26 protein-coding genes are annotated in these 26,733 nt (G+C 72.4%); 18 read left to right on the top strand and 8 right to left on the bottom strand.

Annotated elements, in window-relative coordinates:
* The first annotated feature begins 212 nt into the window (after nucleotides 1–212).
* The 3 genes from ACQEVM_RS31630 to ACQEVM_RS31620 all read left to right on the top strand — a co-directional run bounded on the left by ACQEVM_RS31630 (nucleotide 213) and on the right by ACQEVM_RS31620 (nucleotide 3,390).
* Nucleotides 213–887 carry a TetR/AcrR family transcriptional regulator gene (locus ACQEVM_RS31630; protein ID WP_433084674.1) on the top strand — a complete coding sequence of 225 codons (675 nt, stop codon included), beginning with the start codon at nucleotides 213–215 and terminating at the stop codon, nucleotides 885–887.
* An 84-nt stretch (nucleotides 888–971) separates the two neighbouring features.
* Entirely contained in the window at nucleotides 972–2,504 is a 1,533-nt protein-coding gene (locus ACQEVM_RS31625; RefSeq protein ID WP_433084672.1) for an MFS transporter, read from the top strand.
* Nucleotides 2,505–2,622: 118 nt separating this feature from the next.
* Nucleotides 2,623–3,390 carry a dioxygenase family protein gene (locus ACQEVM_RS31620; RefSeq protein ID WP_433085502.1) on the top strand — a complete coding sequence of 256 codons (768 nt, stop codon included), beginning with the start codon at nucleotides 2,623–2,625 and terminating at the stop codon, nucleotides 3,388–3,390.
* On the opposite strand, the gene ACQEVM_RS31615 is transcribed toward ACQEVM_RS31620, so the two are convergent.
* Nucleotides 3,387–3,920, bottom strand: coding sequence for an N-acetyltransferase family protein (locus tag ACQEVM_RS31615; RefSeq protein ID WP_433084670.1), 534 nt, complete (start codon nucleotides 3,918–3,920; stop codon nucleotides 3,387–3,389). The genes ACQEVM_RS31620 and ACQEVM_RS31615 overlap by 4 nt on opposite strands.
* 222 nt (nucleotides 3,921–4,142) lie before the next feature.
* On the opposite strand from ACQEVM_RS31615, the gene ACQEVM_RS31610 reads away from it, so the two are divergent.
* On the top strand, nucleotides 4,143–5,120 hold the full coding sequence (locus tag ACQEVM_RS31610; protein ID WP_433084668.1) for a sigma-70 family RNA polymerase sigma factor: 978 nt from the start codon (nucleotides 4,143–4,145) through the stop codon (nucleotides 5,118–5,120).
* A gap of 137 nt (nucleotides 5,121–5,257) precedes the next feature.
* Here ACQEVM_RS31610 and ACQEVM_RS31605 read toward each other — a convergent pair whose 3' ends face one another.
* Nucleotides 5,258–6,202 carry a helix-turn-helix transcriptional regulator gene (locus ACQEVM_RS31605; RefSeq protein ID WP_433084666.1) on the bottom strand — a complete coding sequence of 315 codons (945 nt, stop codon included), beginning with the start codon at nucleotides 6,200–6,202 and terminating at the stop codon, nucleotides 5,258–5,260.
* A gap of 62 nt (nucleotides 6,203–6,264) precedes the next feature.
* Here ACQEVM_RS31605 and ACQEVM_RS31600 point away from each other — a divergent pair, with 62 nt between their 5' ends.
* The gene (locus tag ACQEVM_RS31600; protein WP_433084664.1) at nucleotides 6,265–7,830 is read left to right on the top strand and encodes an MFS transporter; all 1,566 of its coding nucleotides are present in this window, start codon (nucleotides 6,265–6,267) and stop codon (nucleotides 7,828–7,830) included.
* Nucleotides 7,831–8,055: 225 nt separating this feature from the next.
* Complete coding sequence (gene pfkB, locus ACQEVM_RS31595; RefSeq protein ID WP_433084662.1) at nucleotides 8,056–9,006, top strand: 1-phosphofructokinase; 951 nt, start codon at nucleotides 8,056–8,058, stop codon at nucleotides 9,004–9,006.
* Between the two features lie 104 nt (nucleotides 9,007–9,110).
* Here the strand turns inward: pfkB and ACQEVM_RS31590 are convergent, their stop codons facing one another.
* Complete coding sequence (locus ACQEVM_RS31590; protein WP_433084660.1) at nucleotides 9,111–9,881, bottom strand: DUF6227 family protein; 771 nt, start codon at nucleotides 9,879–9,881, stop codon at nucleotides 9,111–9,113.
* A 183-nt stretch (nucleotides 9,882–10,064) separates the two neighbouring features.
* Between ACQEVM_RS31590 and ACQEVM_RS31585 the strand changes: the two genes are divergently transcribed.
* Nucleotides 10,065–10,715: a vitamin K epoxide reductase family protein gene (locus ACQEVM_RS31585; RefSeq protein ID WP_433084658.1), complete on the top strand. Its 651-nt coding sequence runs from the start codon at nucleotides 10,065–10,067 to the stop codon at nucleotides 10,713–10,715.
* Nucleotides 10,716–10,816: 101 nt separating this feature from the next.
* Here ACQEVM_RS31585 and ACQEVM_RS31580 read toward each other — a convergent pair whose 3' ends face one another.
* Nucleotides 10,817–11,227 carry a rodlin gene (locus ACQEVM_RS31580; RefSeq protein WP_433084656.1) on the bottom strand — a complete coding sequence of 137 codons (411 nt, stop codon included), beginning with the start codon at nucleotides 11,225–11,227 and terminating at the stop codon, nucleotides 10,817–10,819.
* Nucleotides 11,228–11,509: 282 nt separating this feature from the next.
* Between ACQEVM_RS31580 and ACQEVM_RS31575 the strand changes: the two genes are divergently transcribed.
* Both ACQEVM_RS31575 and ACQEVM_RS31570 read left to right on the top strand, forming a co-directional pair.
* The gene (locus tag ACQEVM_RS31575) at nucleotides 11,510–12,010 is read left to right on the top strand and encodes a hypothetical protein (protein WP_433084654.1); all 501 of its coding nucleotides are present in this window, start codon (nucleotides 11,510–11,512) and stop codon (nucleotides 12,008–12,010) included.
* A gap of 167 nt (nucleotides 12,011–12,177) precedes the next feature.
* The gene (locus ACQEVM_RS31570; RefSeq protein ID WP_053679635.1) at nucleotides 12,178–12,420 is read left to right on the top strand and encodes a chaplin; all 243 of its coding nucleotides are present in this window, start codon (nucleotides 12,178–12,180) and stop codon (nucleotides 12,418–12,420) included.
* Between the two features lie 75 nt (nucleotides 12,421–12,495).
* Here ACQEVM_RS31570 and ACQEVM_RS31565 read toward each other — a convergent pair whose 3' ends face one another.
* The 4 genes from ACQEVM_RS31565 to ACQEVM_RS31550 all read right to left on the bottom strand — a co-directional run bounded on the left by ACQEVM_RS31565 (nucleotide 12,496) and on the right by ACQEVM_RS31550 (nucleotide 15,166).
* Nucleotides 12,496–12,831 (bottom strand): hypothetical protein, encoded by a 336-nt coding sequence (locus ACQEVM_RS31565; protein ID WP_433084652.1) that lies wholly within the window; start codon nucleotides 12,829–12,831, stop codon nucleotides 12,496–12,498.
* A 156-nt stretch (nucleotides 12,832–12,987) separates the two neighbouring features.
* Nucleotides 12,988–14,124: a chaplin family protein gene (locus ACQEVM_RS31560; protein ID WP_433084650.1), complete on the bottom strand. Its 1,137-nt coding sequence runs from the start codon at nucleotides 14,122–14,124 to the stop codon at nucleotides 12,988–12,990.
* A gap of 121 nt (nucleotides 14,125–14,245) precedes the next feature.
* Nucleotides 14,246–14,479 (bottom strand): chaplin, encoded by a 234-nt coding sequence (locus tag ACQEVM_RS31555; protein WP_433084648.1) that lies wholly within the window; start codon nucleotides 14,477–14,479, stop codon nucleotides 14,246–14,248.
* A gap of 276 nt (nucleotides 14,480–14,755) precedes the next feature.
* Nucleotides 14,756–15,166, bottom strand: coding sequence for a rodlin (locus ACQEVM_RS31550; RefSeq protein WP_267827418.1), 411 nt, complete (start codon nucleotides 15,164–15,166; stop codon nucleotides 14,756–14,758).
* Nucleotides 15,167–15,486: 320 nt separating this feature from the next.
* On the opposite strand from ACQEVM_RS31550, the gene ACQEVM_RS31545 reads away from it, so the two are divergent.
* From ACQEVM_RS31545 to ACQEVM_RS31505, 9 genes are all read left to right on the top strand, one after another.
* Nucleotides 15,487–16,683 carry a DUF3344 domain-containing protein gene (locus ACQEVM_RS31545; RefSeq protein WP_433084646.1) on the top strand — a complete coding sequence of 399 codons (1,197 nt, stop codon included), beginning with the start codon at nucleotides 15,487–15,489 and terminating at the stop codon, nucleotides 16,681–16,683.
* A 91-nt stretch (nucleotides 16,684–16,774) separates the two neighbouring features.
* The gene (locus tag ACQEVM_RS31540; RefSeq protein WP_433084644.1) at nucleotides 16,775–17,905 is read left to right on the top strand and encodes a glycosyltransferase; all 1,131 of its coding nucleotides are present in this window, start codon (nucleotides 16,775–16,777) and stop codon (nucleotides 17,903–17,905) included.
* Nucleotides 17,902–19,425, top strand: coding sequence for a sugar transferase (locus ACQEVM_RS31535; RefSeq protein ID WP_433084642.1), 1,524 nt, complete (start codon nucleotides 17,902–17,904; stop codon nucleotides 19,423–19,425). The genes ACQEVM_RS31540 and ACQEVM_RS31535 overlap by 4 nt, the downstream gene beginning before the upstream one ends.
* Before the next feature lie 2 nt (nucleotides 19,426–19,427).
* Nucleotides 19,428–20,801: an O-antigen ligase family protein gene (locus ACQEVM_RS31530; protein ID WP_433084640.1), complete on the top strand. Its 1,374-nt coding sequence runs from the start codon at nucleotides 19,428–19,430 to the stop codon at nucleotides 20,799–20,801.
* Entirely contained in the window at nucleotides 20,798–22,654 is a 1,857-nt protein-coding gene (gene murJ, locus ACQEVM_RS31525) for a murein biosynthesis integral membrane protein MurJ (RefSeq protein WP_433084638.1), read from the top strand. The genes ACQEVM_RS31530 and murJ overlap by 4 nt, the downstream gene beginning before the upstream one ends.
* Nucleotides 22,644–23,423 carry a polysaccharide deacetylase family protein gene (locus tag ACQEVM_RS31520; protein ID WP_433084636.1) on the top strand — a complete coding sequence of 260 codons (780 nt, stop codon included), beginning with the start codon at nucleotides 22,644–22,646 and terminating at the stop codon, nucleotides 23,421–23,423. Before murJ ends, ACQEVM_RS31520 begins: the two co-directional genes overlap by 11 nt.
* A complete protein-coding gene (locus ACQEVM_RS31515; protein ID WP_433084634.1) occupies nucleotides 23,420–24,715 on the top strand; it encodes a glycosyltransferase in 1,296 nt (431 codons plus the stop codon). Before ACQEVM_RS31520 ends, ACQEVM_RS31515 begins: the two co-directional genes overlap by 4 nt.
* Before the next feature lie 70 nt (nucleotides 24,716–24,785).
* A complete protein-coding gene (locus tag ACQEVM_RS31510; RefSeq protein ID WP_433084632.1) occupies nucleotides 24,786–25,583 on the top strand; it encodes a lipopolysaccharide biosynthesis protein in 798 nt (265 codons plus the stop codon).
* Nucleotides 25,580–26,722 carry a GNAT family N-acetyltransferase gene (locus ACQEVM_RS31505; protein ID WP_433084630.1) on the top strand — a complete coding sequence of 381 codons (1,143 nt, stop codon included), beginning with the start codon at nucleotides 25,580–25,582 and terminating at the stop codon, nucleotides 26,720–26,722. Before ACQEVM_RS31510 ends, ACQEVM_RS31505 begins: the two co-directional genes overlap by 4 nt.
* Nucleotides 26,723–26,733 lie beyond the last annotated feature (11 nt).

Below are 26,733 nucleotides of genomic sequence, written 5' to 3'. Positions count from 1 at the left end.
CCGAGCTGCTCTCCGTTGCCTCACCCTCCGACGACTGCGGCGCGCCCGCGCGTCGGGAGAGGCCAAACGGGAGCAGGACCCGAGAGGGGTCGTGACCCAGGTCACACCTGCGAGTGAAATAAGCGGGGACGCGATCCCCGTTTGCATCTACGTCCCACGAAGCGGGGACGGCTTCCCCGTTTGGTGGAGTCCAGTGCCGAGGAGGCCCCGGAATGAAGACCCCCGTCGCCGTCGCCGGCATCGAGGCGAAAGTTCCGCGCCCCCGTGCCGACGCCGTCCGCAACCGTGAACGCATCCTGGCCGCGGCCCGCGAGGTGCTCGTCGAACTCGGCTCGACCGCCCCCTTCGACGAGGTCGCCCGCCGGGCCGGCATCGGCAACGCCACGCTCTACCGACACTTCCCCGACCGGGCCACCCTGGTCCGCCACGTGGTGCTGTACGTCATGGGCCGCGTCACCGTCCACGCGGAGAACGCCCTCGCCGAGGTCGCGTCGGCCGACGAGGGCGACGCCTTCGCCGCGCTGTGCCACTTCACCCACGCGGCGGCCGACGAGCGCATCGGGGCCCTGTGCCCCATGCTCTCCGGGGACTTCGACCAGGAACACCCCGAACTCCTCGCGTCCCGGGTCGCGTTGGAGCGCGCCGTACAGACGCTCGTGCTCACCGGTCAGGAGTCCGGGCTGCTCCGCGCGGACATCGGCGCGGGTGACCTGATGGTCGCGCTCTCCCAGCTCAGCCGCCCCCTCCCGGGTACCGGCTGCCCCGACATGGACCGCTTCGTCCACCGCCACCTCCAGCTGTTCCTCGACGGGCTGCGGGCTCCGGCGCGCTCCGTGCTGCCGGGTGCCCCGGCGGCGCTGGGGGACCTGAGGCGGAAAACCATGTGACGCCGCCGGGTCGCACCCCTTAGCGTCGTAAATCCTCCCTAAACCTTGATTTTCAGTCATTCCGCACAGTGAGTGGGTACTCCCATGCCGAAAACAGCCGCGACCCTCGCGCCGGCTGCCGACCCCAGCCGCTGGAAGGCACTCGTCTTCATAGCCCTGGCCCAGCTGATGGTCGTCCTCGACGCGACCATCGTGAACATCGCCCTCCCGTCCGCCCAGACCGACCTCGGCATCTCGGACGGCAACCGCCAGTGGGTCATCACCGCCTACGCGCTGGCCTTCGGCGGTCTCCTCCTCTTCGGCGGCCGCATCGCCGACAAGTGGGGCCGCAAGAACGCCTTCGTCGTCGGCCTGATCGGCTTCGCCCTGGCCTCCGCGCTCGGCGGCGCCGCCACCGGCGAGGCCATGATGCTGGGCGCCCGCGCCCTCCAGGGCGCCTTCGGCGCGCTGCTCGCCCCGGCCGCGCTCTCGCTGCTGGCCGTCATGTTCACCGACGCCAAGGAGCGGGCCAAGGCCTTCGGCATCTACGGCGCCATCGCGGGCGGCGGCGGCGCCGTCGGCCTGATCCTCGGCGGCTTCCTCACCGAGTACCTCAACTGGCGCTGGACCTTCTTCGTCAACATCCCCTTCGCGATCGTCGCGGCCGTCGGTGCCTGGCTCGTCATCCGTGAGCCCGCCGGCGCCCGCAACCCCGCCAGGCTCGACGTCCCCGGCGTCATCCTCTCCACGCTCGGCCTGGTCGCGCTGGTCTACGGCTTCACCCGCGCCGAGTCGGCCGGCTGGTCGGACACCGTGACCGTGACCATGTTCATCGCCTCGGCGGCGCTGCTCGCGGCCTTCGTCTACGTCGAGTCCAAGGTGAAGTCGCCGCTCCTGCCGCTGCGCGTCCTGCTGGAGCGCAACCGCGGCGGGGTCTACCTCTCCCTGGGCCTCGCCGTCATCTCGATGTTCGGCCTGTTCCTCTTCCTCACCTACTACCTCCAGGTCGTGAAGGGCTTCTCGCCCGTCAAGACCGGCTTCGCCTTCCTGCCGATGATCGCGGGCATGATCACGGGCTCCACGCAGATCGGCGCCCGCCTGATGACCCGCGTCCCGCCGCGGCTGCTGATGGGCCCGGGCTTCCTGCTCGCCGCCACCGGCATGCTGCTGCTGACGCAGCTCGAGGTCGGGTCCTCCTACCCGGCGCTGATCCTGCCCGCGCAGCTCCTGCTCGGCCTCGGCATGGGTACGGCGTTCATGCCCGCCATGTCCCTGGCCACGCACGGGGTGAACCCGGCCGACGCCGGTGTCGCCTCCGCCATGGTCAACACCTCGCAGCAGGTCGGCGGCGCGATCGGCACTGCCCTGCTGAACACCATCGCCGCCTCCGCGACGACCGCGTACCTGACCGACCACGCGGCCGAGGCCGCGGCGGGCGGCCCGGCGGCGAAGCTGATCCAGGCCCAGGCCATGGTCGAGGGCTACTCCTCGGCCATCTGGTGGGCCGTGGGCATCCTGGTGACCAGCTCGCTGATCGCCTTCACCCTGATCACCACGGGTCGCCCCGGCGCGGGTGCCCCGGTGGCCTCCGGCGAGGGCGCCGAGGCCGAGATCAAGATCCCGGTGGTCGCCCACTGACCCCCGGGGCACGGGCCCGGGAATGACTGACGACCCCGCTTCGTTCAAATTTGAACGAAGCGGGGTTAGTCTTGTTCCGCGGCCCCGCCCGACGACCGAGGAGTGCCCCGTGACCCGCATGCCGGCCCTGTACCTGAGTCACGGCGCACCCCCGCTGGCCGACGACCCGGTCTGGCCCGGTGAACTCGCCGCCTGGTCCGCCGACCTCCCCCGCCCCCGGGCGATCCTGATGGTCTCCGCCCACTGGGAGGAAGCCCCGCTCGCCCTCGGCGCCACCGAGCCCGCCCCGCTCGTGTACGACTTCTGGGGCTTCCCCGAGCACTACTACGGAGTGCGGTACGAGGCGCCGGGCGCCCCCGACCTGGCTGCCTCGGTACGGGCCCTCCTGCGGAGCCCGGGCACGCCCGTCCAGGACATCCCCGACCGGGGGCTGGACCACGGCGCGTACGTCCCGCTGGTGGAGATGTTCCCCGCGGCCGACATACCGGTCCTCCAGATATCCATGCCGACCCTGGACCCCACCCGCCTCATGGACATCGGCCGCAGGCTCGCGCCGCTGCGCGACGAAGGCGTGCTGATCGTGGGCAGCGGGTTCTTCACGCACAACCTCGCCGCCCTGCGACACACCGGCCCGGGCGTACCCGGCTGGTCCGCGGAGTTCGACGCCTGGGGCCGGGAGGCGCTGGCCGCCTGCGACGTCGACGCCCTGCTCGACTTCGAGACGAAGTCGCCCGCGGGTCGCCTCGCCCACCCCCGCACGGAACACTTCGCCCCGCTCTTCGTCACCCTGGGCGCGGCCGAGTCCACCGGCGACCTCACGGCGCCCCGCACCCCGGTGGACGGCTATTGGATGGGCCTCTCGAAGCGCTCCCTCCAGTTCGGCTAGACGTCCCGGTCCGGGTCCCGCAGCGCCTTCTCGTACCAGCGGACGTCCCAGAAGCGGTCGAACTTCCGGCCCGCCTCGGTGAAGTCCCCGACACGGCGGAAGCCGAACCGCGCGTGGAGGCGTTCCGAGGCCTCGTTCGGCAGGGCGATGCCCGCGTAGGCCCGGTGGACCGGCTCGTCGGCGAGCGCCGCGAACAGGGCCTCGTACAGGAGCGTGCCGACACCCCGGCCGACCGCGTGCGGCGCGAGGTACACGCTGACCTCCACCGAGCCGACGTAGGCCGGTTTCGGGCGGAAAGCGCTGCTTGTCGCGTATCCGGCCATTCGCTCGCCAGTCCAGGCAACCAGAAGGCGATGGGGGCCGTCTTCAGGGTGGGAGTGCAGCCAAGGGCGGCGCTGTTCCGGGGTGAAGGTCACCGTGTCGAATGTGACGGCGGTCTCACGGACGTAGTGGTTGTACAACTCCGTGAGTGCCGGCAGATCGGCCGCCACCCCGGGCCTGACCTGCACCTCTTCGAGATCTGACCGCACACTGTCTCCTTCGGTGACGGGGCGTGGCGGGGCAGGATACTGCAAGATCTCGGAAAAGAGGGGTCGGCGTGGGAATTCTGTCCCGTTTCCAGTCGTTGTTTCCTTCGAAAGCGGGCACTCGGGAGAGTGTCCGAAGGACGCATCATCCGCACCACTCGGAGAAACACGACGCGTCCCGCAGCCGCACCGCGACCGAACTCATCGCATCGCAAGGGAGCACGCATGGCAACCCGCGCCGTCGCCCGCCGTCAGTCCACGAGCAGCGCTCGCGCCGTGGGCGGGGAGATCGCAGATCGCGACCTGGTCGGCATGTACCTCGACGAGATCGCGCGTACCCCGCTGCTCGACGCGGCCAGGGAAGTGGAGCTCTCGCAGATCATCGAGGCGGGCGTGTACGCCCGGCAGATCCTCGACGACGCGATAGAGCGCACGGGGGAGACCCCGGCCCGCGAGGAACTGGAGGCGCTCGCCGCCGAAGGCGAGCGCGCCAAGGAAGTCTTCATCCGCTCGAACCTCCGCCTCGTCGTGGCCGTCGCCCGTCGCTACCCGCGCAGCGGCCTGCCCCTGCTCGACCTCATCCAGGAAGGCAACGCCGGCCTGGTCCGCGCGGTCGAGAAGTTCGACTACGCCAAGGGCTTCAAGTTCTCCACCTACGCCACGTGGTGGATCCGCCAGGCCATCACCCGCTCCATCGCCGACCAGTCCCGCACCATCCGCCTCCCCGTCCACCTGGTCGAGGAGCTCGGCCGGATCCGTCGGGTGCAGCGCGAGTTCAACCGCGAGAACGGCCGCGACCCGGAGCACGCGGAGGTCGCCGCCGAGCTGGACTCGACGGAGAAGCGCGTCGGCGACGTCCTGGACTGGGCCCGTGACCCGGTCAGCCTCAACATGGCCGTGGACGACGACGGCGACACGCAGTTCGGTGACCTCCTGGAGGACACCTCGGCGATCTCCCCCGAGCAGTCCGTGCTCTCGCTGCTGCGCAGCGAGGAACTGGAGGACCTGCTCGGCAAGCTCGACCAGCGCACCGCCTCGATCATCAAGATGCGTTACGGCATCGACGACGGTCGGGAGCGTACGCTGACAGAGGTGGGCAAGCAGCACGGCCTGACCCGTGAGCGGATCCGCCAGATCGAGAAGCACGCGTTGCTGGAACTGAAGAAGATGGCGCGTGACACCGGCTTCGACGCCGTGGCCTGACCGGCCCGCGAAGAAGCCCCCTCCACGAGCCCCCGGCGCCTAACCCCCCCCAGGTGCCGGGGGCTCTCTCGTACCCGGACCCGCCCCGGCCGCCCCTCGACCGGGACCCGCCCGGGCCCGCTCGGCGCCGCCCCCGGCTACGCCCCGGCCGCCGCGCTCAGCCGCTCCGCGAGCCCCCGCGCGCTGTCCGCCAGCGCCGCCGGCTCCCGCACCGCGAACCCCAACCCCGTCAGCGCCAGCCGCGCCGCCACCCATTCGGGCGTCTCCCCGGTGTCGAACCGCACCCGGCAGCCACCCCGCTCCTCCACGGCGTCCTCCCGCAGCCACCCCGGCAGGGCGTCCGCCGTCGCCGTGAAGGTCACCTCCACCCGGTACGTCTCCCCGCCACGCAGCCCCCGCCGCACGAACTCCTCCGCCTCCATCGGCAGCGCCCGCGCGGCGAACCGCGCCCCCGTCGCGCTCGGCTCGCTCACCCGGTCGACCCGGAACGTCCGCCAGTCCTCGCGCTCCAGGTCGTAGGCCACCAGGTACCACCTGCTCCCGGTGCTCACCAGCCGGTACGGCTCCACCAGCCGCCGCGTGGCCGCGCCGTCCCGGGCCCGGTAGTCGAACCGCAGCCGCTCCGGACCCGCCACCGCGGCTGCCATCGTCGTCAGGGTCCGCGGATCCACCGTCGCCCCGTCGCCCCGGGACACCGCGACCGTGGCCGACTGGAGGGCGCTCACCCGGCGGCGAAGTCGCGACGGCAGGACCTGTTCGAGCTTCGCGAGGGCCCGTACGGACGCCTCCTCGATCCCCTCGATCGCGTGCCCGGCACCCGCCCGCAGCCCCACCGCGATGGCCACGGCCTCCTCGTCGTCCAGGAGCAACGGGGGCATCGCCGCGCCCGCCACCAGCCGATATCCGCCGTCCGAGCCCAGCGTGGCCTCCACCGGGTACCCCAGCTCCCGCAGCCGGTCGATGTCCCGCCGGATCGTGCGGGCGCTCACGCGCAGGCGCTCCGCCAGCTCGCTCCCGGGCCATTCGCGCGGTGTCTGGAGGAGGGACAGCAGGGTGAGCAACCGCGCGGGGGTGTCGTTCATGACTCAAGATTGCCGGAGAAGTAGGTCACCGACTGACCTAGATGCCGTCTAGGTTTCTCCCCATGAGCACCGAGACAGCCAAGGCATCGCCCGAAAGAGAGAACGGGCCCGTACCAGAAGAGCGGAACGACACCCTCACTACCGAAGCAACCGGCGCATCCGGCGCCGCAGAGGCCGCGGCCGTCGCGGCTGCCGGCCCGACGGACCGCCGCCGCTGGCTGGCGCTCGCCATCGTGATGACCGCGGCCTTCATGGACCTCGTCGACGTCACGATCGTCAACATCGCGATACCCACCATGCGCGCGAACTTCGGGGCCTCCACCAGCGCGATCCAGTGGATCACCGCCGGGTACGCGCTCGCCTTCGCCGCCGGCCTCATCACCGGCGGTCGTCTCGGTGACATCTACGGCCGCAAGCGCGTCTTCCTCATCGGCATCGCCGGTTTCACCGCCGCCTCGCTGCTCTGCGGCATCGCCGCCAACCCCTCCATGCTCGTCGCCTCCCGCGTCCTCCAGGGCGGCATGGCGGCCCTGATGGTCCCGCAGGTCCTGGCGATCATCCACGTCACCTTCCCGGCGCACGAGCGCGGCAAGGTCTTCGGCATGTTCGGCGCGATCGTCGGCCTCGGCGCCGTCTCGGGCCCGATGCTCGGCGCACTGCTCACCGAGTGGAACCTGTTCGACCTCGAATGGCGTCCGATCTTCCTGATCAACCTGCCCGTCGGCATCGCCGGCGTGCTCCTGGGGCGCAAGTTCATCACCGAGTCCAAGGCCCCGAAGGCACTGCGCCTGGACCTGGTCGGCGTCGTGCTCGCCACCGTCGCCCTGGTCATGCTGATCTTCCCGCTCACCCACGGCCGGGAGAACGACTGGCCGCTGTGGGGCTTCGTCTGCATGATCCTCTCGCCGGCGGTCTTCGCCGGCTTCATCGCGTACGAGAAGCACAAGATCCGCAAGGACGGCTCCCCGCTCGTGGAACTGTCCCTCTTCAAGGTCAAGAGCTTCGCGGGCGGCATCGCCGTCCAGCTGACCTTCGGCATCGCGACCGGCATCTTCTTCCTGGTCTGGACGCTGTACATGCAGATGGGCCTCGGCTGGAGCGCCCTGCGCGCCGGCACCACCGGCATCCCCTTCTCGATCGCCGTCTCGGTCGCCGCGGGCCTGTCCGTACAGAAGCTCGTACCGCGCTTCGGCCGCAAGGTGCTCCAGGCCGGCGCGCTCACCATGGCCGCGGGTCTGCTCCTCTACATCTGGGAGTCCGACCACTACGGCATGGGGATCGCCTCCTGGCAGATGGCCGCCCCGCTGGTCGTCATGGGCATCGGCATGGGCCTGATCGTCGCGCCGCTGACCGACACCGTGCTCTCGCAGGTGCCGCGCGAGCACGCAGGCTCGGCCTCGGGCCTGATCAACACCACCGGTCAGATGGGCAACGCGCTGGGCCTCGGCCTGACCTCGGTCGTCTTCTTCGGGCTCATCGACGACGACAGGGTCCTCGGCGCCCCGTACGTCGAGGCCTTCCGCGGCGCGCTGTGGTGGGTCGCGGCGGTCCTGGTCCTGATCTTCGCGGTGATGTTCATGCTCCCGCGCACGTCGGTCCCGATGGACGAGCGAGAAGGCGCCCACTAGCCGCGAGCCGGGCGCACCGCACGACGAACGGGCATGCCCGCTCCCCGGAGCCGGCATGCCCGCTTGTTCTGCTTTCGCGCCCAGCCTGTTTCATTTCCGGAGGAAACAGGGCGTACGGTGCAAGGAAACGCGCACAGTCGGGCATTCGATGGACGTGAACGGACCTGAATCCACGTGTACGCACCTGAACGCCGGCCAGGCCGCCGGGACGCAAGTCGCGCTCGCATGATCCTCACCGTCACCCCCAACCCCTCCCTCGACCGGACCTACGAGGTCCCCTCGCTCGGCCGCGGCGACGTCCTGCGCGCCACCGGAGACCGGGTCGACCCGGGCGGCAAGGGGGTCAACGTCTCCCGTGCCGTCGCGGCCGCGGGCATCCCCACGACCGCGGTCCTCCCGCTCGGCGGCGCCCCCGGCGCCCTGCTCGCCGAACTGCTGGGAGCGCAGGGCGTGGACGTGACGGCGGTCTCCATCGCCGGACAGACCCGCTCCAACATCTCCCTCGCCGAACCGGACGGCACCCTGACGAAGATCAACGCGCCGGGGCCGGAACTCGCCCCGGAGGAGTCGGCGTTGCTCCTGGAGACGGTCCGCACCCACGACGGCAGCCCCGCCTGGATCGCCTGCTGCGGCAGCCTGCCGCGCGGCCTGCGCCCCGAGTGGTACGCCGAACTGGTCGCCCGGGCCCACGAAGCGGGAAGCCGGATCGCCCTGGACACCTCCGGCCCGGCGCTCCTCGCGGCCCTCCCGAACCGGCCCGACGTCATCAAGCCGAACGTCCACGAACTCGCCACCGCCGTCGGCCGCCCGCTGGCCACCCTCGGCGACGTGGTCGACGCCGCCAGGGAACTGCGCGCCCTGGGCGCGGGGGCGGTACTGGCCTCCCTCGGAGCCGACGGCCAACTGCTGATCTCCGCCGAGGGCGACCACTACGGCACCGCCCCCGCCGCCGGGATCCGCAGCGACGTCGGGGCGGGCGACGCCTCCCTGGCCGGCTTCCTGATCGCCGGTGGCACCGGCCCCGAGGCCCTCGCCTCGGCCCTGGCCCACGGCGCGGCTGCCGTGCAACTGCCCGGCAGCGCCATGCCGACCCCCGCCGACCTGCGCCCCGACGCGGTCCGCGTGACCCGAGACCTGCCGCTCGACCTCCCGCTGACCGAACCCGCCGTGTTCTGAAACGGTGAAGGAGCCCCCGCCGAGTCACCGCTGCGAGCGGGGGGCCTCCACATCCCGGCGGAGCGGGGGCGTGACCGTCGCCGCCCGACCCGACCGGCCCCGTGTCACCGAACCCGCGCGCGGAGCTCCATCGCCCCGCGCGCGATGGCCTCGCTCTCGTAGACCTCGCACATGTGCCGCCCGTTCGGGGTCGCCGTGTGCTCGACCTCCCACAGGCTGACCTCGGAGCCGTCCAGCAGCACGAACGCGTGCTCGTACAGGCTGAACCCCGCGTCCCGCCCGGATGTCAGGCTCCGCCTCCCGCCGAACGCCTGGGTGATCTGGTGCGCGTACGCGGACCGCAGCCGCTCCGCCAACCGCTCGCCCGGCCGGTCCGCGTTCTCCGCGCGCCGCAGCACCCGTCGGGCGTGGTCGGCGGACTGCTCCACCGTGTACTCCCGGTGCCGCAGCGCCGGAAGCGGAGCCGCGAACAGCGCGCCGAGCGAAGCCACGTCCTCGGCCGGCCCACCCCCGGACGCGGATGCCGCCATATCCCGGGCCACCCGTGCGGGGACCTCGCCGAAGAGCCGGGTCACGGCCATGCAGAGGTCCGACTTGCTCGCGAACACCTCGTGCCGGACGGCCCGGTCACCCTCCTGCCGGTACGCCAATTCCCACAGCGCCTCCGAACGCCCGTCGGCCAACAGGTACGTGTGCCAGTGCGTCTCCCGCCACAGCCCCGCCGAGGGGCTGTGGTGCGTGGTGGACAGCGAGGAGCTGTGAGCGAGTGCCGTACCGAGGCGCTCGACCAAGTGGTCCGGCAGGTCGAAGGAGTTGAGGGCGCGGCCCAGGAGTCGATCGAGGTGCGCCTCGGTTGTCTCGTACGGATCGCTCAAGGTGGGTCTCCAGGCCGTCGCAGCTTGTCACTCAGTGGAAGCTCAACGTAACCCCTGGCTCTGACATCACGTCCGGGGTTCGGTAAAACGTCCGGGAAGCATCGGGGGTTCCCGCCACCCCTTCAGGTCAACTTGCGTACGAATAGGCATGATTGGCCCCGTTCTGGGGCATGGCGCGCGACCATGGGTCACATGGCAACGAACACAGTGGGCGTCCCGCGGCAGCAGGGTCGCCCCGACACCCGACGCGAGGACCGACCCGACGCTCCCGGAAGGGGGTTGGCGTGGCTGCTCGTGCTCACGGGGGCCGCCGGCGTGCTGGCCTCCTGGGTCATCACCCTCGACAAGTTCCTCCTGCTGGAGGACCCGAACTTCAAGCCCGCCTGCAGCCTCAACCCCGTGGTCTCCTGCGGCAGCGTGATGAAGAGCGACCAGGCGGCGGCCTTCGGCTTCCCCAACCCCATGCTGGGTCTGGCGGCGTACGCGGTCGTGGTCTGCGTGGGCATGGGCCTGCTGGCCGGCGCCCACCACCGGGGCTGGTTCTGGCTCGGCCTGAACGCGGGCACCCTCTTCGGCACCGTCTTCTGCGGCTGGCTGATGGTCCAGTCCCTCTACGAGATCAACGCGCTCTGCCTGTGGTGCTGCCTCGCCTGGGTGGCGACGCTGCTGATGTTCTGGGCGGTCACCGCGTACACCGTCGCCGCGGGCATCCTTCCCGCGCCCGGCCCGGTGCGGACCTTCTTCACCGAGTTCGGCTGGGCCCCGCCCGCGTTGCACGTCGGCGTGATCGGCATGCTGATCCTGACCCGGTGGTGGGAGTTCTGGACGAGCTGACGGCCGATGACATGCGAGGGCCCCGGCAGCTGGTGGCTGCCGGGGCCCTCGTCACATCGCTCCACGGGCATCCACGGCCCGGACGTGAGGGGGAGCGGAGGTCAGCTGCCGAGGGAGGCGTTGCCGGACAGGACCGGGATGTTGTCCAGGATGTGGGAGAGCGGCTCGTCGCCCTTGGCCTGGGTGGAGTTCTCGGTGCACTGCTGGTTCTGCGGGTTGGACAGGACGTTGACGTCCTGAACACCGATGTTGAGCAGGGCGACCAGCGACTGGGCGTTGACCTTGGCCGGCAGGCCGATGCAGGGCTTGTTCAGGGTGCCCTGGACCAGGCCGAGCTGCGGGCTCAGGTCGCCGCTGGTCTTCTGGTTGCCGTAGATCTGCGAGGCACCGTTGCCGTTGACGGTGTTGACCCCGTTGTCGTTGCCGATGGCCATGGCCGGAGCCGCGGCGGCAGCGCCCGCGCCGATGGCAACGGCGGAGACCGCGGCGGCGGTCATGATCTTCTTGAGCATGATTGGTCCTTTTGTCGCACGAGTGCCCGCTAGTGGAGCGTCCTGATCAACTGCCCGGTGCCGGGTTGGTTCCGCTGCTTCACTCAAACGGCCCGCTTGGGGCGCGCTTTTCCCCAGCCAGGGTGAGACGGCTCCGGACGCGTGCGCGAAGGCCGTACGCAGCCCTCAGTGGGACGTGCCGGCGACCGCGTTCCGGTTGCGGAGCGTGCGAGGTGTTCGCACGGTGGGCAAGGAAGCGGATCGCTCGGGTCCGCATTCGTGCGACCACCAGAAGGAAGATTCATGCACCGCAAGAAGTCGTTCCGCGCCCGCGTCCTCGTCCCCTCTGCCCTCGCGGTCGCCATACTGTCCGGCGCGGTCGCCCCCGCGAGTGCCGCCGACGGCGGCGCGGGCGCGGCTCTCACGCGACGCGTGGAGGCGGTACAGGAACAGATCGAAGGCATCGAGGCCCGCGCGGCCGCAGGGCCGATCGACGATCTGCTCGCCACGCTCCGCACGACGCTGGAGGGGCTGCTGAAGTCCCTGGAGGGCCTGTTGCCGGCCGGGGTGAAGCTGCCGCCGATCCAACTGCCCACGCTGCCCACGCTGCCGGAGATCCCGACCGTCCCGCAGGTGCCGGTGGAGCTCCCCAAGCTCCCGGAGATCCCCGCCGTGCCGGCCGTGCCCGCCCTTCCCGCCGTCCCCGCCGTGCCCGCGGTGCCGGCCCTGCCCGCGGTGCCCGCCGTCCCCGCCCTGCCGGTGAACCTCGTGCCCGACATCCCGGAGATCCCCGACGTGCCGTAGCCCTCGTGGCGGTGGCGCGGGGCGGCCCGGAAGGGCGCAGGGGTGACGACCATTGAGCCGAACAGGTCTGATTCGGTGTCCACCCGTGTCGTTTGGGAACCAGAACCGTTTCGCTCGGTGTGAGCCCCGGGATCGGGGCAGGACGTCGAAGAGAAGGTGCACTTCCCATGAACTCTGCTGCCAAGAAGGCCGCCGTGGCCCTGGCCTCCGCTGGTCTCGCTGTGGCCGGTGCCGCGGGCGCCGCTTCCGCCGACTCCTCGGCCGAGGGCGCGGCCGTGGGTTCCCCCGGTGTCCTCTCGGGCAACCTGGCCCAGGTGCCGGTCCACATCCCGGTCAATGTCTGCGGCAACTCGGTCGACGTCATCGGCCTGCTGAACCCCGCGTTCGGCAACGTCTGCGTCAACGACTGACGTCAGTCGACCTCATGACTGTGGGCGCCCCGGCCTCGCCGGTGGCGCCCACGGTCATGTCCCGTCCGGTCGGATTCAGCGACCGCCGTTGAGGTCAACGCCGCCGAGCAGCGGGGAGGCCTGGGTGGCACCGTTCGCGAGCTTGAGGGTCTCGCCCGGCAGGTCGTTGCGGGCCTTGTTGACCGTCTGCACGGTGCCGACGACCTTGCCCAGGCTGTCGCCCTGCTCGGCCAGCGCCTCGTTGGGAAGGTTCTCGGTGGCGCCGGTGGTGGCCGTCAGCGCGTCACTCAGTCCCCCGGTCAGGCTCATGGGGGGCGCCGCGGCCGGGGTCCCGGCGGCGAAGGAGGGAGACGCGGCGCCGAGGAGGGCCAGGGAACCGGCGACGACAGCGGCGGCCTTCGTGAACTTCATTATCGAAATCCTTTTCCAGCGGCGACCGTCGCGCCGCTTTCGACCTGGCTAACGATTCCCTGCCGATACGGAAACGCGCGAGCGAACGCGGCAACGGCCGGACAATCCACCAGGGATTCTCCGGCCGTTATTTCTTCTGATTACCGGTGTTGTCGATCAGGCGATACGGGACCTTCGGTACAGAATGGCGCCGCCCAGGGTCAGAGCCGTGGCGAGGGCCGCCGCGGCGGCCTGTTGACCCGCTCCGGTGGCCGCGAGTTCCCGTACCGCGGCCGGCGCGGGGACGGCCACCATCGTCGGGAGGGCGGGGGCCTGAGCGGTGACCGGCGCGGGGGACGGCGCGGGCGCCGGTACCGGCGGCAGGTGGACGGGGAGGTCGCCTGCGGGAGCGGCCGGCGGCTGGTCCGCGGGGCGTACGACCTCCGGCGCGGGCGCGGGGGCCGGGTGCGTCACGGGCATGCTGCCGCGCGGCGGCCCGGTGACCTCGTCCTCGAACGACGGACCCGAGGTGGGCGCGGGGAGCGTCTTGGGCTGCTCCCACTCGGGCTCGGGCGCCGGGAGCGTCTTGGGCGCCTCCTGCACCGGGGCGGCCGTCTCGGGCATCGGAACCGGCTTGGGCAGCGGCTTCGGGGCCGGGTGCTCCGCGACGGGCCCGGGCAGCGGGTGCGGGTGCGGCAGCGGCCTCGGGGCCGGGGGCGCCGGGTGGGGCGCCGGGCCGGTCGGGTGCTCCGCCTGCGGGCGCGGCTCGGGGTTCGGGGGGCCGACCGGCGGGTGGTCGTCGCACTCCTCCTCCACGCTCCCGTGGCCGCCCTGGTGGCGGGGGCCCTGGTGGCGGGCCTCCTCGTGGCGGGGCGCCGCGTGCCGTGGTGCCGCGTGCTTCGGGGCCGCGTGTCGGGGTGCCTGCCTGCGGGGTTCCTCGTCCCGCTGCTGCGGCATCGCGTGCCGGCCGCCCTGACGTTCGTCGAGGTAGCGCTCGAACATCGCGGCGTGTTCGGGGCTGAGGTGGCGCTCGTAGTCGTGGGCGGCGTCGGAGCCGGTGGTGGTGGCGCAGGTGTTGCCCATCGAGGGGTTGAGTGCGGCACCCCCGTCCACGCTGTTGCCGCACACGTTCGGTGCGAAGGTGATCGGTACCGAGACGCTGTTGCCGGACAGCACCCCCGGTGAGTGCGAGGCCTCGGCCATCGCCCCGGGATGCGCGTGGGCCGCGCCGGTCGCGATCGACAGCAGGCTGGAGGCGGCCGCCGCCGTGAGCATCCCCTTGCCCAGCACCTTTCGGCTCAGTACCTGTCGCATGGGTCCTTCCCTGTCTACCGGCACGGTGGCCGGTGCTGGATCGAAGGAGGCCCCGGAGTGCACCGCCGTGCACTCCGAGGCCACCCCGAGGAGGTTCGCCCTCGCGGGCGCAGACGCTTCGTCAGGCGTTGACGCAGGTGTTGCCGAACGCGGGGTTCAGCAGGGCGATCACGTTGACGGTGTTGCCGCAGACGTTGACCGGGACGTGCACCGGAACCTGGATCAGGTTCCCGGAGGCGACACCGGGGGAGCCGATGGCCTGGCCCTCGGCGGCCGAGTCGGCCATGGCGGGGGAGGCGGCACCGGCGGCCATCAGCACGCCGGCGGCCAGCACCAGTGCCTTCTTGTACGTCATTTGTTTTCGATCCTTCCCGCAGAGGCGTATCCGCTGCACAAATAACAACGAGCGGGTCCGACAAAAGAAACCGCGAATTTTCCCGGGCCGTTCCGCATTTCACTCCGGCGCCCGCTCGTCGAAAGTCGTGCAGGGTGCGGAATTCGTGGGACGCATTTCCGGCCGTTCATGCCGATGCGAGTGCCCTCACACGCGGCGAGGCCGCCGCGACCCGAAGGGTGCGACGGCCTCGTTCCCCGGACCCGGCCGGGGGAATGCCCACGTACGGGGCGGCGGTCAGCTGCCGGCGGAGGCGTTGCCGGAGAGGACCGGGATGTTGCTGAGGATGTGCGACAGGGCCTCGTCGCCCTTGGCCTGGGTGGAGTTCTCGGTGCACTGCTGGTTCTGCGGGCTGGACAGGACCGGGATGTCCTGGACACCGACGTTGACCAGGGCCAGCACCGACTGCACGTTGGCCTTGGCCGGCAGGGCGATGCAGGGCTTGTTGAAGGAGCCCTGGATGAGCGCCATCTGCGGGCTCATGTTGCCGTACGTGGCCTGGTTGCCGTAGATCTGCGCCGAGTTGTTGCCGTTGGCGGTGTTGATGCCGCCGTCGTTGCCGATGGCCATGGCCGACGGGGCCATCGCGGCACCCAGGCCCACGACGGAGGCGGCAACCGCTGCGCCGGCTACAAGCTTCTTGATCATTGTCGTCCCTTTTTTGCAGGATTGCCCGGTACTGGAGCACCCGGATCAACGGTGCCGCCCCGGCTCGGGTTGCGTGTCTTCACTCGGATGCCGAAGTTTCGGGCGCCGCGGTTGACGTCGGGCGTTGACGCCGGTGGTGCCGGGCGAGGGGTGGTGCCGCGCGTGGGGCCGCTCGCCGGGGCGTCGTCCCCGGTGCTGCCGGTTCCCTTCCGGACCCCGGTTTTTCCTTTCGGTTCCGAGCGGTGGAGCAACCCCCATAACGACCCGCCCACTTTGAGGGTGCGTGTTATCGCCCAAAAGGCCGTACGAGCGAGTCCGGCGTGATTTCCCGCCTGATTTCTGACAAAGTTCACTCCTGTTTTGTCCCCTTGATCGAAAATGGAGACAGGGTCATGGGTTCCTCCCGCAGAATCCTCGGCGCGCTCGGTCTGCTGTCCTGCCTCACGCTTTCCACGAACGTTCCGGTGGCCGGTGCGACCGTCCTCGCCGGTCCCCGTTTCTCCGACGTCACGGTCAAGGAGCAGGCCCGGATCCCCTTCACGCAGCGTTACCAGGCCGTGCTGCACGGCGGGCTGGTCCGGGCCTCGAACTCCGGGATCAGCTGTCGCGAGCAGGAGAACCGGCAGGCCGAACCGTGTGCCGAGGTGCAGCGCGGCGCCGCGGGGGTCAACAGCGACTACGAGATGTTCTACAGCGAGGTCGACAAGGACCCCGACACCTACAACTCCACCCGGGCCGAGCTCAAGGTCCCGCAGGGCGCGAAGGTCGCGTACGCCCGGCTCTACTGGGGCGGGAACCTGCGGGTGGGCGAGCAGAAGCCGCCGGAGGACAACGGTCGCGTGCTGGTCGCCGAGCCGGGCGGCGCGTACAAGGAAGTCCTGGCGGACACCGTCATCGGGCACCGGAGCGACGCCGGCAGTGACGCCTACCAGGCCTCGGCCGACGTGACCCCGCTGGTCCGCAAGGGTGGCGCGGGGATGTGGACGGTGGCCCAGCTCAACATCGCGATGGGGCATTCGGCGGTGGGGGCCTGGGGTGGCTGGACGCTGGTCGTCGCCTACGAGCACCCGCGGGAGCCGCTGCACCGGGTCTCCGTCCACGACGGGTTCGACGGGCTGCTCCCGGGGGTCGGCGAGGCCGCCGGTCGGACGGTGGAGGTCGCCGGGCTGGATGCGCCGGCCGGGTCCGCCGGCAAGGCCGGGGTGGTCGCCTACGACGGGGACCGGGGGGTCCTCGGGGACTCACTGACGGTGACGGCGGACAGCGGTCGGCGCGTGAGCCTCAGTGATTCAGAAAATCCTTTTAATGATGTTATGAATTCCACGATCACGGAATTCGGACGTTCCTCGTTCGTGCGACAGCCCGAACATATGAATACCCTCGGATATGACGCGGACGTGTTCGATCTCGGTCCCGCCCTGTCCGGTGGTGCCCGCAGCCTGAGTTTCAAGTTCACGGGCGAAAGTCAGGGCCAATTCCTCGGTGTGCTCTTCGTTCAGACAGATGCGCGCCGCTGAACGTAGGAGATCACTCCACGTGTCGACCAACCGTTCGACAGCAGAATCGTCCCCAGCGGTACTCCGTACCGTCCTCCATCTCGTCCAACCCGTGGACGGCGGAGTCGCCCGGGTCGTCACCGACCTGGTCCGGGCGCAGGCCGCCGCCGGGTTGCGCGTCGTCGTCGGCTGCCCGCGCGGCGGCCGGCTCGGCGACGACGCGCACGACGCCGGCGCCGAGGTCCTCACCTGGCGCGCCTGGCGATCACCCGGGCCGGGGCTGCCCGCCGAGGTGCTCGGCGCCGCACGGCTGATCCGCCGCGTCCGCCCCGATCTGCTGCACGCCCACAGCGCCAAGGCCGGGTTGGTCGGGAGGCTGGCCGCGCGCGGCACCGTGGCGACCGTGTTCCAACCGCACGCGTGGTCCTTCGACGCCGTGGGCGGGGCCACCGCCGCGCTCGCGCTGCGCTGGGAGCGGTTCGGCGCCCGGTGGGCCGACCGGGTGCTCTGCGTCAGCGAGGCGGAACGCCGGGCCGGCGAGTCCGAGGGGATCACCGCCCGCTGGGCGGTCATCCGCAACGGCGTGGACACCGACCACTTCCGGCCCGGCGCCGCGGACCGCGACCTGGACCGGGCCGCCGCCCGCGCCGAACTCCCGCTGCCCGCCGAGTTCCGGGGCGACGCGCCGCTCGTCGTGTGCGTCGGCCGGCTCTGCCCGCAGAAGGGCCAGGACATCCTGCTCAAGGCCTGGCCGCAGGTGTCGGCGACCGTCCCGGGCGCCCGACTGGCCCTCGTCGGGGACGGCCCCGACACCGAACGGCTGCGCCTGGGAGCCCCGCCGGGCGTCCTCTTCGCGGGGGCCGCCTCCGACATCCGACCGTGGCTTCGGGCTGCCGATCTCGTTGTACTGCCGTCGCGGTGGGAAGGCATGGCGCTCGCCCCGCTCGAAGCCATGGCCTGCGGTCGCCCGGTCCTGGTCTCCGACGTCAGCGGTGCCCGGGAAAGTCTGCCGCCCGGCCAGGGGCGACGGTGCCTGGTGCCGCCGGAGGACCCGACGGCACTGGCCAAGGCCCTTTCCGGGCTGTTGGTCGAACCGCGGCTGCTCGCCGAACTCGGGGAGCGGGCCCGGGAGCACGCCCGGACCGACTTCGACGTACGGCGGACCACGGACGCGGTCACCGGCCTGTACCACGAACTGCTGGGCAGGCCCCGGCCCTTGAACCAGGAGCGCATCAGCCGATGACGATGGACAGCGCACCCGCCCGGCACACCGGGCAGGGCGGCACGGGGCCCGCCGGGAGCAGCGCCTTCGCGCCCGCGCCCCACACCCCAGCCCGCCGTTCCGTGACCGCCATCCACCCCCCGCGCGGGCCCCAGGTCGAACCGGCCAGGACCGCCGTCCGGCCGAGGCGCGTCCGCCCCCGCGACCGGGTCGTGCCATTGGTGGCCTCCGACGCGCTGGCCGCCGCGCTCACCGTTTCGGCCGTACCCGGACCGGGCCTTCCAACAGAGGCCGCCCTGCCCCTCGCGATCCTGCTCCTCGCGCTGCACGCGCAGGCCGGGCTGTACCGGCCGAGGCTCGCGCCCTCCGCGCTGTTCGAACTGCCCGCGCTCGCCGGTCGGGCCGTCGTCCTGTGGTGCGGGGCCGCCGCCGTCCTGGCCGCCTTCCACCCCCGACAGGCCATGGGCTGGAGCGTGCTGCTCGGCACCGTCGGCCTCCAGATCCTCCTGGCCTGCGCGGGCCGCGGCCTCGTGAACCGGATCCACCGGCGTGCCGCGCTGCGCTCGCCCGCCTCCGCGCTCGTCGTCGGTCCCGGCGCGGGCGTCGGGGCGGTCGCCACCGCCCTCCACGGCCGGCCCGAGTACGGACTGCGGCCCGTGGGGATCGCCGACACCGGCTCCGGGGACGGGGAGCACGCCACCCTGCCGGTGCTCGCCACCCACGAGGACGTCCGGCGCGCGGTCATCCAGAACTCCGTCCGGCACGCCGTCTTCACCCGCCCGCCGGAGGCCGACGAGCGCACCGCGTCACTGGTCCGGCTCTTCCACGACCACGGCTGCCGACTCTGGCTCGCCGACCCCGCCGGCACCGCCAAGGTCACCGGCATGCGGGTGGCGCAGCCCGCCGACCAGCTGTGGGGGTACGCCGTGCAACCGCTGCTGCCGCGCCCGTCCCGGCCGGTGGAGCGGTACGCGAAGCGGATCATCGACTCCTCGCTCGCCGCGCTCGCCCTGCTCTTCGCGGCGCCCGTGATGGCCGCCTGCGCCCTCGCCGTACGGCTCGTCGACGGTCCAGGTGTGATCTTCCGGCAGGAGCGGGTCGGGCTGTACGGACGGCCCTTCACCCTGCTGAAGTTCCGCACCCTGAGCGCCGATCCCCACGAGTCCGCCACCCGGTGGACGGTCGCGGGCGACCGTCGGATGAGTCCGGTCGGGTCCTTCCTGCGCAAGTCCTCGCTGGACGAGCTGCCGCAGCTGTGGAACGTCGTGCGCGGTGACATGAGCCTGGTCGGTCCGCGCCCCGAGCGGCCCTTCTTCGTCGCCAAGTTCAGCAGTGTGCACCCCGGATACGAGGCCCGCCACCGGATGCCCGTCGGGATCACCGGACTCGCGCAGATCAACGGACTGCGCGGGGACACCTCCATCGAGGACCGGGCCCGCTTCGACAACCACTACATCGACACCTGGTCGTTGTGGCAGGACCTGTGGATCCTCGCCCGCACCGCGGCCGGGTTCTTCCGATTCCGGCTGGGGGGCAGCTGAGCATGAGCCTTGCCGTATCGAGCCCCCGGGTACGCCCGGACGTCGGTGGGCCGCTGCGCCGGCACTGGCCGCTGCTGCCGCTCGCCGCGACCGTGCTCTTCCTCCTCGCCCCGCTGCCGGCGGGCGACGCCACCACCTCGGGCAAGGTCGGACCCGCCGACGCGGCCTCGCTGCTGCTCGTCCTCGTGTGCGCCGTCCAGGCGGTGCGCGGCCGGGTGCGGGCGCTGACCCCGCTGGGGGTGGTCGTCCTGGGGCTCCCCGCCGTGGGGCTCGCGGTGGCCACCGTCACCGCGGGGGACCCGTACGCTGCCCTGCCCGGGTTCGTGCGCTACCTCCAGGTCTTCGTGCTGGTCCCGGCGGCGATCGTGCTGCTGGTGCGGGACGCCCGCGAGTTCCGCCTGGCCGCCGCCTGCTTCGTGGTGCTGGCCCTGGTTCAGGGAGCGGTCGGCGTCGTGCAGTTCGCGACCCACACGGGCGCCTCGTACCAGGGCGAGGACATCCGCGCCGTGGGCACCTTCGGCCCCGGTGACGTCATGGGCATGGCCACGGTGGTCGCGTACGGGCTGATCGTCGCGACCGCCGTCGCACTGGCGCCGGGACTGCCCCGGCGGGTCCGGAGGGTGGCCGCCGGCTGCGCGCTCGCCCTGGTCCTGCCGTTGGTGCTGTCCTTCAGTCGGGGCGCGTGGATCGCCACCCTCGCCGCCGCCGTCCTCGTCATGGTGATCGCCGGGATCCGGCGGGCGCTCAAGGTACTGGCGGCGCTCGTCGCGCTCGGCGTGGTGCTCGTCGGCGGGCTCGGGGTCGGCTCCGAGATGGTCGCGGAACGACTGACCTCGATCACCCAGGTCTCCGACGCCCCCGACCAATCGGTCACCGACCGCTACACCATGTGGGCCGCCGCCGAGTCGATGTGGCGCGAGCGGCCCGCGGCCGGCGTCGGCCTCAAGGGCTTCCCGGCCAACCGCGACGGCCACTCCGGCCTGGCCCTGTCCGCGGGCAGCGACACCGCCGGCGCGGGTCAGGCCTTCATCAAGCAACCGCTGCTGTCCCCCCACAACATGTACCTGCTCGTGCTCAGCGAGCAGGGTCTGATCGGACTGACCGCGCTCGTCGGCGGCTGGGCGGCACTGCTGGTCGCGGGCGTCCGCCGGTGCGCCTCCCGCCGAGGGGCCCTGGACTGCGGGCTGATCGCCGTCGGGCTCCTGGCGTGGCAACTGACCGACTTCCTCTACGCGGACATCGGCGGGCCGTCCACCGTCCTGACCGGGGTGATCATCGGATTCGCCGCCTGGTGGGCGCTGTCCTCCCGGGGCGACCCGGAGGACGGGTTCGCGACCGGGGGCCGGACGGCCGCCCAGTGGCCGGCCGGCCGGTGACGGGCACCCCGCCCCGGCGGCCCGCGGTCGCGGCGACGGACCTCGCCGCGACCGCGGGCCGTCCGCCGCGGCCGGCGGAACCGGACGCCGCCCGCGGCGCCGGCGCCCACGGGGACCGGGGGCGCGTCATCGCCTCCGGCGGGCCCACGGTCGCGGGGGCGCCCGCCGCGGAATCCGAGGGCCCCGCCGCCGCCCGTGCGCGCGCCGGGCGGGGATCCGGATCCGGCGACCCCGGCGCACCCGCCCCCCTGGGCCGGTACCTCGCCAAGGCCGCCGCCGTCACCGCCGGCCTCACCGCCGCCGGGGCGGTGTTCGGACTCGTGCGCGACCAGACCATCGCCCACCTCTTCGGCGCCGGGCACGACAGCGACGCGTTCCTCATCGCCTGGACCGTCCCCGAGATGGCCTCGACGCTGCTCATCGAGGACGCCATGGCGCTGCTGATGGTGCCCGCCTTCAGCCACGCCCTGGCCCGACGGGCCGCCGACCGCGCCGGGCTCACCCGCAAGGAGGCCCGCGCGCAGGACCCCGTACGCCTGCTCGTGGCCGCGACCCTGCCGCGGCTGCTGGTGCTGCTGGCAGCGGTGGCCTCCGTACTGATCGTCGCCGCGCCGCTCGTCGTGGGCGTGCTCGCGCCCGGACTGCCCGATCCCGACCTGGCCGTCCAGTGCACCCGGCTGACCGCCCTCACCGTGATCACCTTCGGGATCGCCGGATACTTCAGCGCCGCGCTGCGGGCCCACAGATCCTTCCTGCCGCCCGCCGCGATCTACGTCTCCTACAACGTCGGGATCATCGGCGCCATGGTCGCCCTCCACGCACTGTGGGGAGTGCGGGCCGCCGCGGCCGGGGTCGCCCTCGGCGGGGCGCTGATGGTGCTCGTCCAACTGCCCGCGTTCATCCGGAACGTGGGCTTCGGACCGTCCCGGGCCAAGGGCGCCCCGCGCAGCCGGCGCGACCGGGACCGGCCCACGCTCCTCGCCTTCGGGCTGATCGCCCCCGTCATCTTCTTCGCCGTCTTCCGGCAGTCCCAGGTCCTGGTCGAACGGTTCCTGGCCGCCTCCCTCCCGTCCGGAGCCATCTCGCACCTGAACTACGCGCAGAAGGTCGCGCAGATGCCGATGGTGCTGTCCCTGATGATCTGCACGGTCACCTTCCCGGTTGTCGCCCAGGCCATGGCCGGCGGCGAACGCGAGAAGGCCCGGCGACGCGTCGAACGGGACCTGGCCCTGGCCTCCCTCGCCGTCCTCATGGGCACCGCCCTCGTCATCGGGTACGCGCCCCAGATCATCCAGGTCCTCTTCGAACGCGGCGCCTTCACCCACCGGGACACCCTCGCCACCGCCTCCGTGATGCGGGTCTACGGCCTCGGGCTCCTCGGCCACTGCCTCGTCGGAGCGCTGTCCCGGCCCTTCTTCTCGACCGCCCGGCCCACCTGGTTCCCGGCGCTCGCGATGGGCGCCGGACTGCTCGTCAACATCGTCTTCGGAGCCTTTGCCGTCGGCTGGTGGGGGACCTACGGGATCGCCGCCGCCAACGCCGCCGGCATCTCCACCACCGCCGCACTGCTCCTCACCGGACTCGGCTCCCGGATCGTCGCCATCCAGGTCCGCCGCGTCGCCGTCAGCATCGGCCGCCTCGCCGTCGCCGCCGTCGCCGCCTGCGCCACCGGCTGGATCGCCGGGCCGATGATCCCCGACCCGATGCTCAGCGCCGCACTCGGCTGCCTGCTGGTCCCGGCCATGTTCGGAGCCACCGGAATGGCCATGCGGGCACTGGAAGTCACCGTGCTCCCCGCCCAGATCGCCCAGCTCACCTCCCAGCTCACCCAGAGGTTCCGCAATGCCCGCTGACACCGACACGGAGCCCGCCGCCGTGGTGGTTCCCGCCCGCCGGACCGCATCGCCGTGGGTCCTCATGTACCACTCGGTCGCCGAGTTCACCGACCCCGCCGAGGACCCGTACGGCATCACCGTCACCCCGCGCGCACTGGAGGCCCAACTGCTCTGGCTGCGCTCCCGGGGCCTGCGCGGGGTGTCCGTGGGCGAACTGCTCCGGGCCCGCGCGGCCGGGCGCGGAGCCGGGCTCGTCGGACTCACCTTCGACGACGGGTACACCGACTTCCTCACCCGGGCACTGCCCCTGCTGGAGCGCCTCGACTTCACCTCCACGCTGTTCGTGCTGCCGGGACGGCTCGGGGTGGACAACGTGTGGGATCCGCTGGGCCCCCGCAAGTCCCTGCTCACCGCCGAGGGCATCCGCGAGGTCGCTGCCGCCGGGCAGGAGATCGGCTCGCACGGGCTGCTCCACCAGGACCTCACCGCCACCCCCGACGACGTGCTCCGGCAGGAACTGCGCGGCAGCCGCGACCTGCTGCGGGAGTTGACCGGGACGCTGCCCGAGGGGTTCTGCTACCCGTACGGACACCTCGACGCGCGGGTCGTGGACGCCACCCGGGCCGCCGGGTACGGCTACGCGTGCGCCATCGACCCCGGCCGGCTCGCCGGCCCGTACGCCCTGCCCCGCACGCACGTCAGCCAGGCCGACGGCGGGGCACGGCTGCGGATCAAGCGGCTGCGGCACCGGATGCGGGAACTGCGCAGGGGGGTGGCGGCGCGATGAACGCGACGGACGGGATGAAGTCGCTCAAGGTGCTGCACGTCATCACCGGCCTGGGCGTCGGCGGGGCCGAGCAGCAACTGCGCCTGCTGCTGCGCCACATGCCCATGCGGTGCGACGTGCTGACCCTGACCAACCCCGGCCCGGTGGCCGAGGGGCTGCGGGCCGACGGGGTACGGGTCGTCCACCTCGGGATGAACGGCAACCGGGACCTCGGCGCGCTGCCCCGGATGGTGCGCTTCATCCGGCGCGAGCGCTACGACCTGGTCCACACCCACCTGTACCGGGCCTGCCTGTACGGGCGGCTCGCGGCCCGGCTCGCGGGCGTGCGCACGACCGTGGCCACCGAACACTCCCTCGGCGGGAACGAGATCGAGGGACGGCGGCTCTCGCGCGGGGTCCGGGCCCTGTACCTGACCGGTGAACGCCTCGGCGCGGCGACGGTGGCCGTCTCCGACACCGTGGCGACACGGCTGGAGGGCTGGGGGGTGCCGGCCGCGCGCATCCACGTCGTACCGAACGGGATCGAGGCCTTCCGCTTCCGTTTCGACGAAGGCGTGCGCAGGACCACGCGGGCCCGGGCCGGGCTCCCGGAACGGGCCTTCGTGGTGGGCGGGGTCGGCCGGCTCGTGCCGGGCAAGCGGTTCGACGTGCTCGTACGGGCCGTGGCCGCCCTGCCCGGGGCCCACCTGCTGCTGGCCGGCGACGGGCCCGAGCGGGCCGCGCTGCGGCGGCTCGCCGCAGACCTCGGTGCACAGAGCCGGATCCACCTGCTCGGGGAACGGGACCCGCTCGGCGACAGCGCGGACGGGCGGACGCCCGGCATCCCCGCCCTGCTGGCCGCCATGGACGTCTTCGTGTCCCCGTCGCGGGAGGAGGCCTTCGGGCTCGCGGTCGTCGAGGCGCTCGCCGCCGGACTGCCCGTCCTGCACGTCACCTGCCCCGCCATCGACGACCTGCCCGCGACGCAGGCGCCCGGGGCGCGGCGGATCGGCACCGGGACGGAGGAGCTCGTCGCCGCGCTGCGCGGACACATGGAGGCGGGGTCCGGCCGGTTGCCGGCGCCGCCCGTGGTGCGGCGGTACGACATCGCGCGGAGCGCGGAGCGGTTGCTCTCGGTCTACGCCGGAGCACTGGGCGCGCCGCGCGAGGGGGACCGGGGCGCCGCTCCGGACGCCGGGGTGGAACGGCTCGGGGTCGGGGCGCCGGCCGCTCCCGGACGCGGGCCGGACCCACGGGGGGACGCCGCCCGGCCGGAGGCGGTCGTACGCACGCCCGGCCAGGGCGACGGCTGATCAGTCCTACCGCAGGGGCCCCGCTGCGGGGCCGAAGGAAGTTCCCTCCACTCAGGAAGCGAGCACGCACATGGCCGACATCGCCGACCAGAAGAAGCCCGAGCAGCAGAAGTCCGAGCAGCAGAAGTCCGACCAGAGGAAGTCCGACCAGAAGAAGGCCGAGCAGAGGAAGTCCGAGCAGAGGAGGTCCGACCACCGCTCCGCGAAGAAGGCGCGGACCCGGTTGCGGGCGCCCGCGTGGTGGCCGTTGCCCGTCTGCGCACTGCTGGGACTGGCCGCCGGCGGGGCGTACGGGGTGCTCAAGGCCCCCGAGTACGCCGCCACCAGCTACGTCGTCGCCGTCCCGGACGACACCACCGAGCCGGCCACTGCCCTCGGCTTCGCCCAGGCCTACGCCCGCATCGCCACCAGCAACTCCACCCTCGCCTACGCCCAGCCCCGCGCCGGCGTCAGCGCCCACCGGCTGCGGACCCAGGTGCGCGCCGAAACCTCCCCCGAGTCCCCGATGATCGCCATCACCGGTACCTCCAAGAGCCCGGCCGAGGCCGCCGACATCGCGAACGCGGTCGCCGACGCCCTGTCGCTGAGCAGCAACCAGGCCGCCAAGAACACCGGCGTGCAACTGCTCCTGTTCAACCAGGCCGTCGCGCCGACCGACCCGGCCTCGGCCTCCGCGCCGCTCAGCGGAGCCGTCGGACTCTGCGCGGGCGGGCTAGTCGGCGGCCTGTGGATGCTGGCCCGACCCGGGCGCCGGCGCGGCGACGAGGTCGTCACCGAGGGCGCCGAGAGCCCCGTGGCCGGCGAGTTCGCGACGCTGCCCGCGCAGGGCGAGCACACCACGGCCAAGGAGAAGGAGTCCGTGCGATGAGTTCGGGCTCCGCCGGGGGCCTGTCGGTGACGCTGTGTCGGGACCCCCGACAGTTCGCCGCGTTGGAAGAGCCGTGGAACCGGCTCGTCCGGGGCTGCCCCACCGCCACCCCCTTCCAGAGCCACGCCTGGCTGCACTCCTGGTGGCTGTCGTACGGGAAGGAGGGCCGGCTCCGGCTCGTCCTCGTGCGCCGCGGCGAGGAACTGGTCGGCGTCGCCGCGCTGATGCTCGTCCACCGGCCGCTGCCGCTGCTGGTGCCGCTGGGCGGTGGGATCACCGACTACTTCGACGTGCTCGTGGCCCCCGAGCACGCCGGGCAGGTCGTTCCCGCGCTGGCCCGCGGGCTGCACCGGGCCGCCCGGGGCGCGGTCGTCGACCTCCGCGAGGTGCGGCCCGGTGCGGTCGCCGAGGCGCTGTTCGACGAGTGGCCCGGGGCGCGGGCCAGACTCACCGACTCCACCTGCATGGAACTGCCCACGCTGCCCTTCGACGAGCTGGTCCGGCGCATGCCGTCCTCGGGTGCCCAGCGGGTACGGGCCAAGCTCCGCAAGACCGACGCGGCCGGCATCGAGGAGCACGACGTCACCGAACAGGAGGTGCCGCGTGCCGTGCGGACGCTGCTGCGGCTGCACGAGAAGCAGTGGCGGGGGCGCGGGGTGACCCCCGAACACCTCAAGCCGCGCTTCGCCGAGCACCTGACCCGGGCCGTCCGGCGGATGGTGCGCGTCGGGGAGGGCCGACTCACCGAGTTCCGGCTCGACGGGCACGTGGTCGCGGCCAACGTCACGCTGCTCTCGTCGGCCCTGAGCGGCGGGTACCTGTACGGGGCCGACCCGGACCTGCGCGAGCGCAAGGTGGACATCGCCACGCTGCTGCTGCGCCACGAGGCCGGCCGGGCCCTCGCGGAGGGGCGGCCGGTGGTGAGCTTCCTGCGCGGCAACGAACCGTACAAGAACCACTGGCGGCCCGAAACAGTGGTCAACCAGCGGTTCCTGCTGGCCACCAACGCGCTCGCGCCCCTGCTGCGACTGCACGAGTCGCAGGTGTCGGGGCGCGAGCGGGCGGTGGACGCGCTGCGCGAGGCACTGCCGGCCGCCAGGGACTGGCGGGCGCGGCTCAACGAACTGCGGGTGCGATGACGGGAGTCACG

Origin of the sequence: Streptomyces sp. CA-243310 (assembly GCF_050936775.1) — a bacterium.
Taxonomy (GTDB): Bacteria; Actinomycetota; Actinomycetes; order Streptomycetales; family Streptomycetaceae; genus Streptomyces.
Note: the sequence above shows the minus strand (reverse complement) of the source record. Positions and strands in the feature narration are given on the sequence as shown.

Excerpts from the sequence above, each read along its gene's own strand:
- ACQEVM_RS31630 (WP_433084674.1), top strand. The coding sequence starts at position 213 with ATGAAGACCCCCGTCGCCGTCGCCGGCATCGAGGCGAAAGTTCCGCGC.
- ACQEVM_RS31625 (WP_433084672.1), top strand. The coding sequence starts at position 972 with ATGCCGAAAACAGCCGCGACCCTCGCGCCGGCTGCCGACCCCAGCCGC.
- ACQEVM_RS31620 (WP_433085502.1), top strand. The coding sequence starts at position 2,623 with ATGCCGGCCCTGTACCTGAGTCACGGCGCACCCCCGCTGGCCGACGAC.
- ACQEVM_RS31610 (WP_433084668.1), top strand. The coding sequence starts at position 4,143 with ATGGCAACCCGCGCCGTCGCCCGCCGTCAGTCCACGAGCAGCGCTCGC.
- ACQEVM_RS31605 (WP_433084666.1), bottom strand. The coding sequence starts at position 6,202 with ATGAACGACACCCCCGCGCGGTTGCTCACCCTGCTGTCCCTCCTCCAG.
- ACQEVM_RS31600 (WP_433084664.1), top strand. The coding sequence starts at position 6,265 with ATGAGCACCGAGACAGCCAAGGCATCGCCCGAAAGAGAGAACGGGCCC.
- pfkB (WP_433084662.1), top strand. The coding sequence starts at position 8,056 with ATGATCCTCACCGTCACCCCCAACCCCTCCCTCGACCGGACCTACGAG.
- ACQEVM_RS31585 (WP_433084658.1), top strand. The coding sequence starts at position 10,065 with ATGGGTCACATGGCAACGAACACAGTGGGCGTCCCGCGGCAGCAGGGT.
- ACQEVM_RS31580 (WP_433084656.1), bottom strand. The coding sequence starts at position 11,227 with ATGCTCAAGAAGATCATGACCGCCGCCGCGGTCTCCGCCGTTGCCATC.
- ACQEVM_RS31575 (WP_433084654.1), top strand. The coding sequence starts at position 11,510 with ATGCACCGCAAGAAGTCGTTCCGCGCCCGCGTCCTCGTCCCCTCTGCC.
- ACQEVM_RS31570 (WP_053679635.1), top strand. The coding sequence starts at position 12,178 with ATGAACTCTGCTGCCAAGAAGGCCGCCGTGGCCCTGGCCTCCGCTGGT.
- ACQEVM_RS31565 (WP_433084652.1), bottom strand. The coding sequence starts at position 12,831 with ATGAAGTTCACGAAGGCCGCCGCTGTCGTCGCCGGTTCCCTGGCCCTC.
- ACQEVM_RS31560 (WP_433084650.1), bottom strand. The coding sequence starts at position 14,124 with ATGCGACAGGTACTGAGCCGAAAGGTGCTGGGCAAGGGGATGCTCACG.
- ACQEVM_RS31555 (WP_433084648.1), bottom strand. The coding sequence starts at position 14,479 with ATGACGTACAAGAAGGCACTGGTGCTGGCCGCCGGCGTGCTGATGGCC.
- ACQEVM_RS31550 (WP_267827418.1), bottom strand. The coding sequence starts at position 15,166 with ATGATCAAGAAGCTTGTAGCCGGCGCAGCGGTTGCCGCCTCCGTCGTG.
- ACQEVM_RS31535 (WP_433084642.1), top strand. The coding sequence starts at position 17,902 with ATGACGATGGACAGCGCACCCGCCCGGCACACCGGGCAGGGCGGCACG.
- ACQEVM_RS31530 (WP_433084640.1), top strand. The coding sequence starts at position 19,428 with ATGAGCCTTGCCGTATCGAGCCCCCGGGTACGCCCGGACGTCGGTGGG.
- ACQEVM_RS31520 (WP_433084636.1), top strand. The coding sequence starts at position 22,644 with ATGCCCGCTGACACCGACACGGAGCCCGCCGCCGTGGTGGTTCCCGCC.
- ACQEVM_RS31515 (WP_433084634.1), top strand. The coding sequence starts at position 23,420 with ATGAACGCGACGGACGGGATGAAGTCGCTCAAGGTGCTGCACGTCATC.
- ACQEVM_RS31510 (WP_433084632.1), top strand. The coding sequence starts at position 24,786 with ATGGCCGACATCGCCGACCAGAAGAAGCCCGAGCAGCAGAAGTCCGAG.
- ACQEVM_RS31505 (WP_433084630.1), top strand. The coding sequence starts at position 25,580 with ATGAGTTCGGGCTCCGCCGGGGGCCTGTCGGTGACGCTGTGTCGGGAC.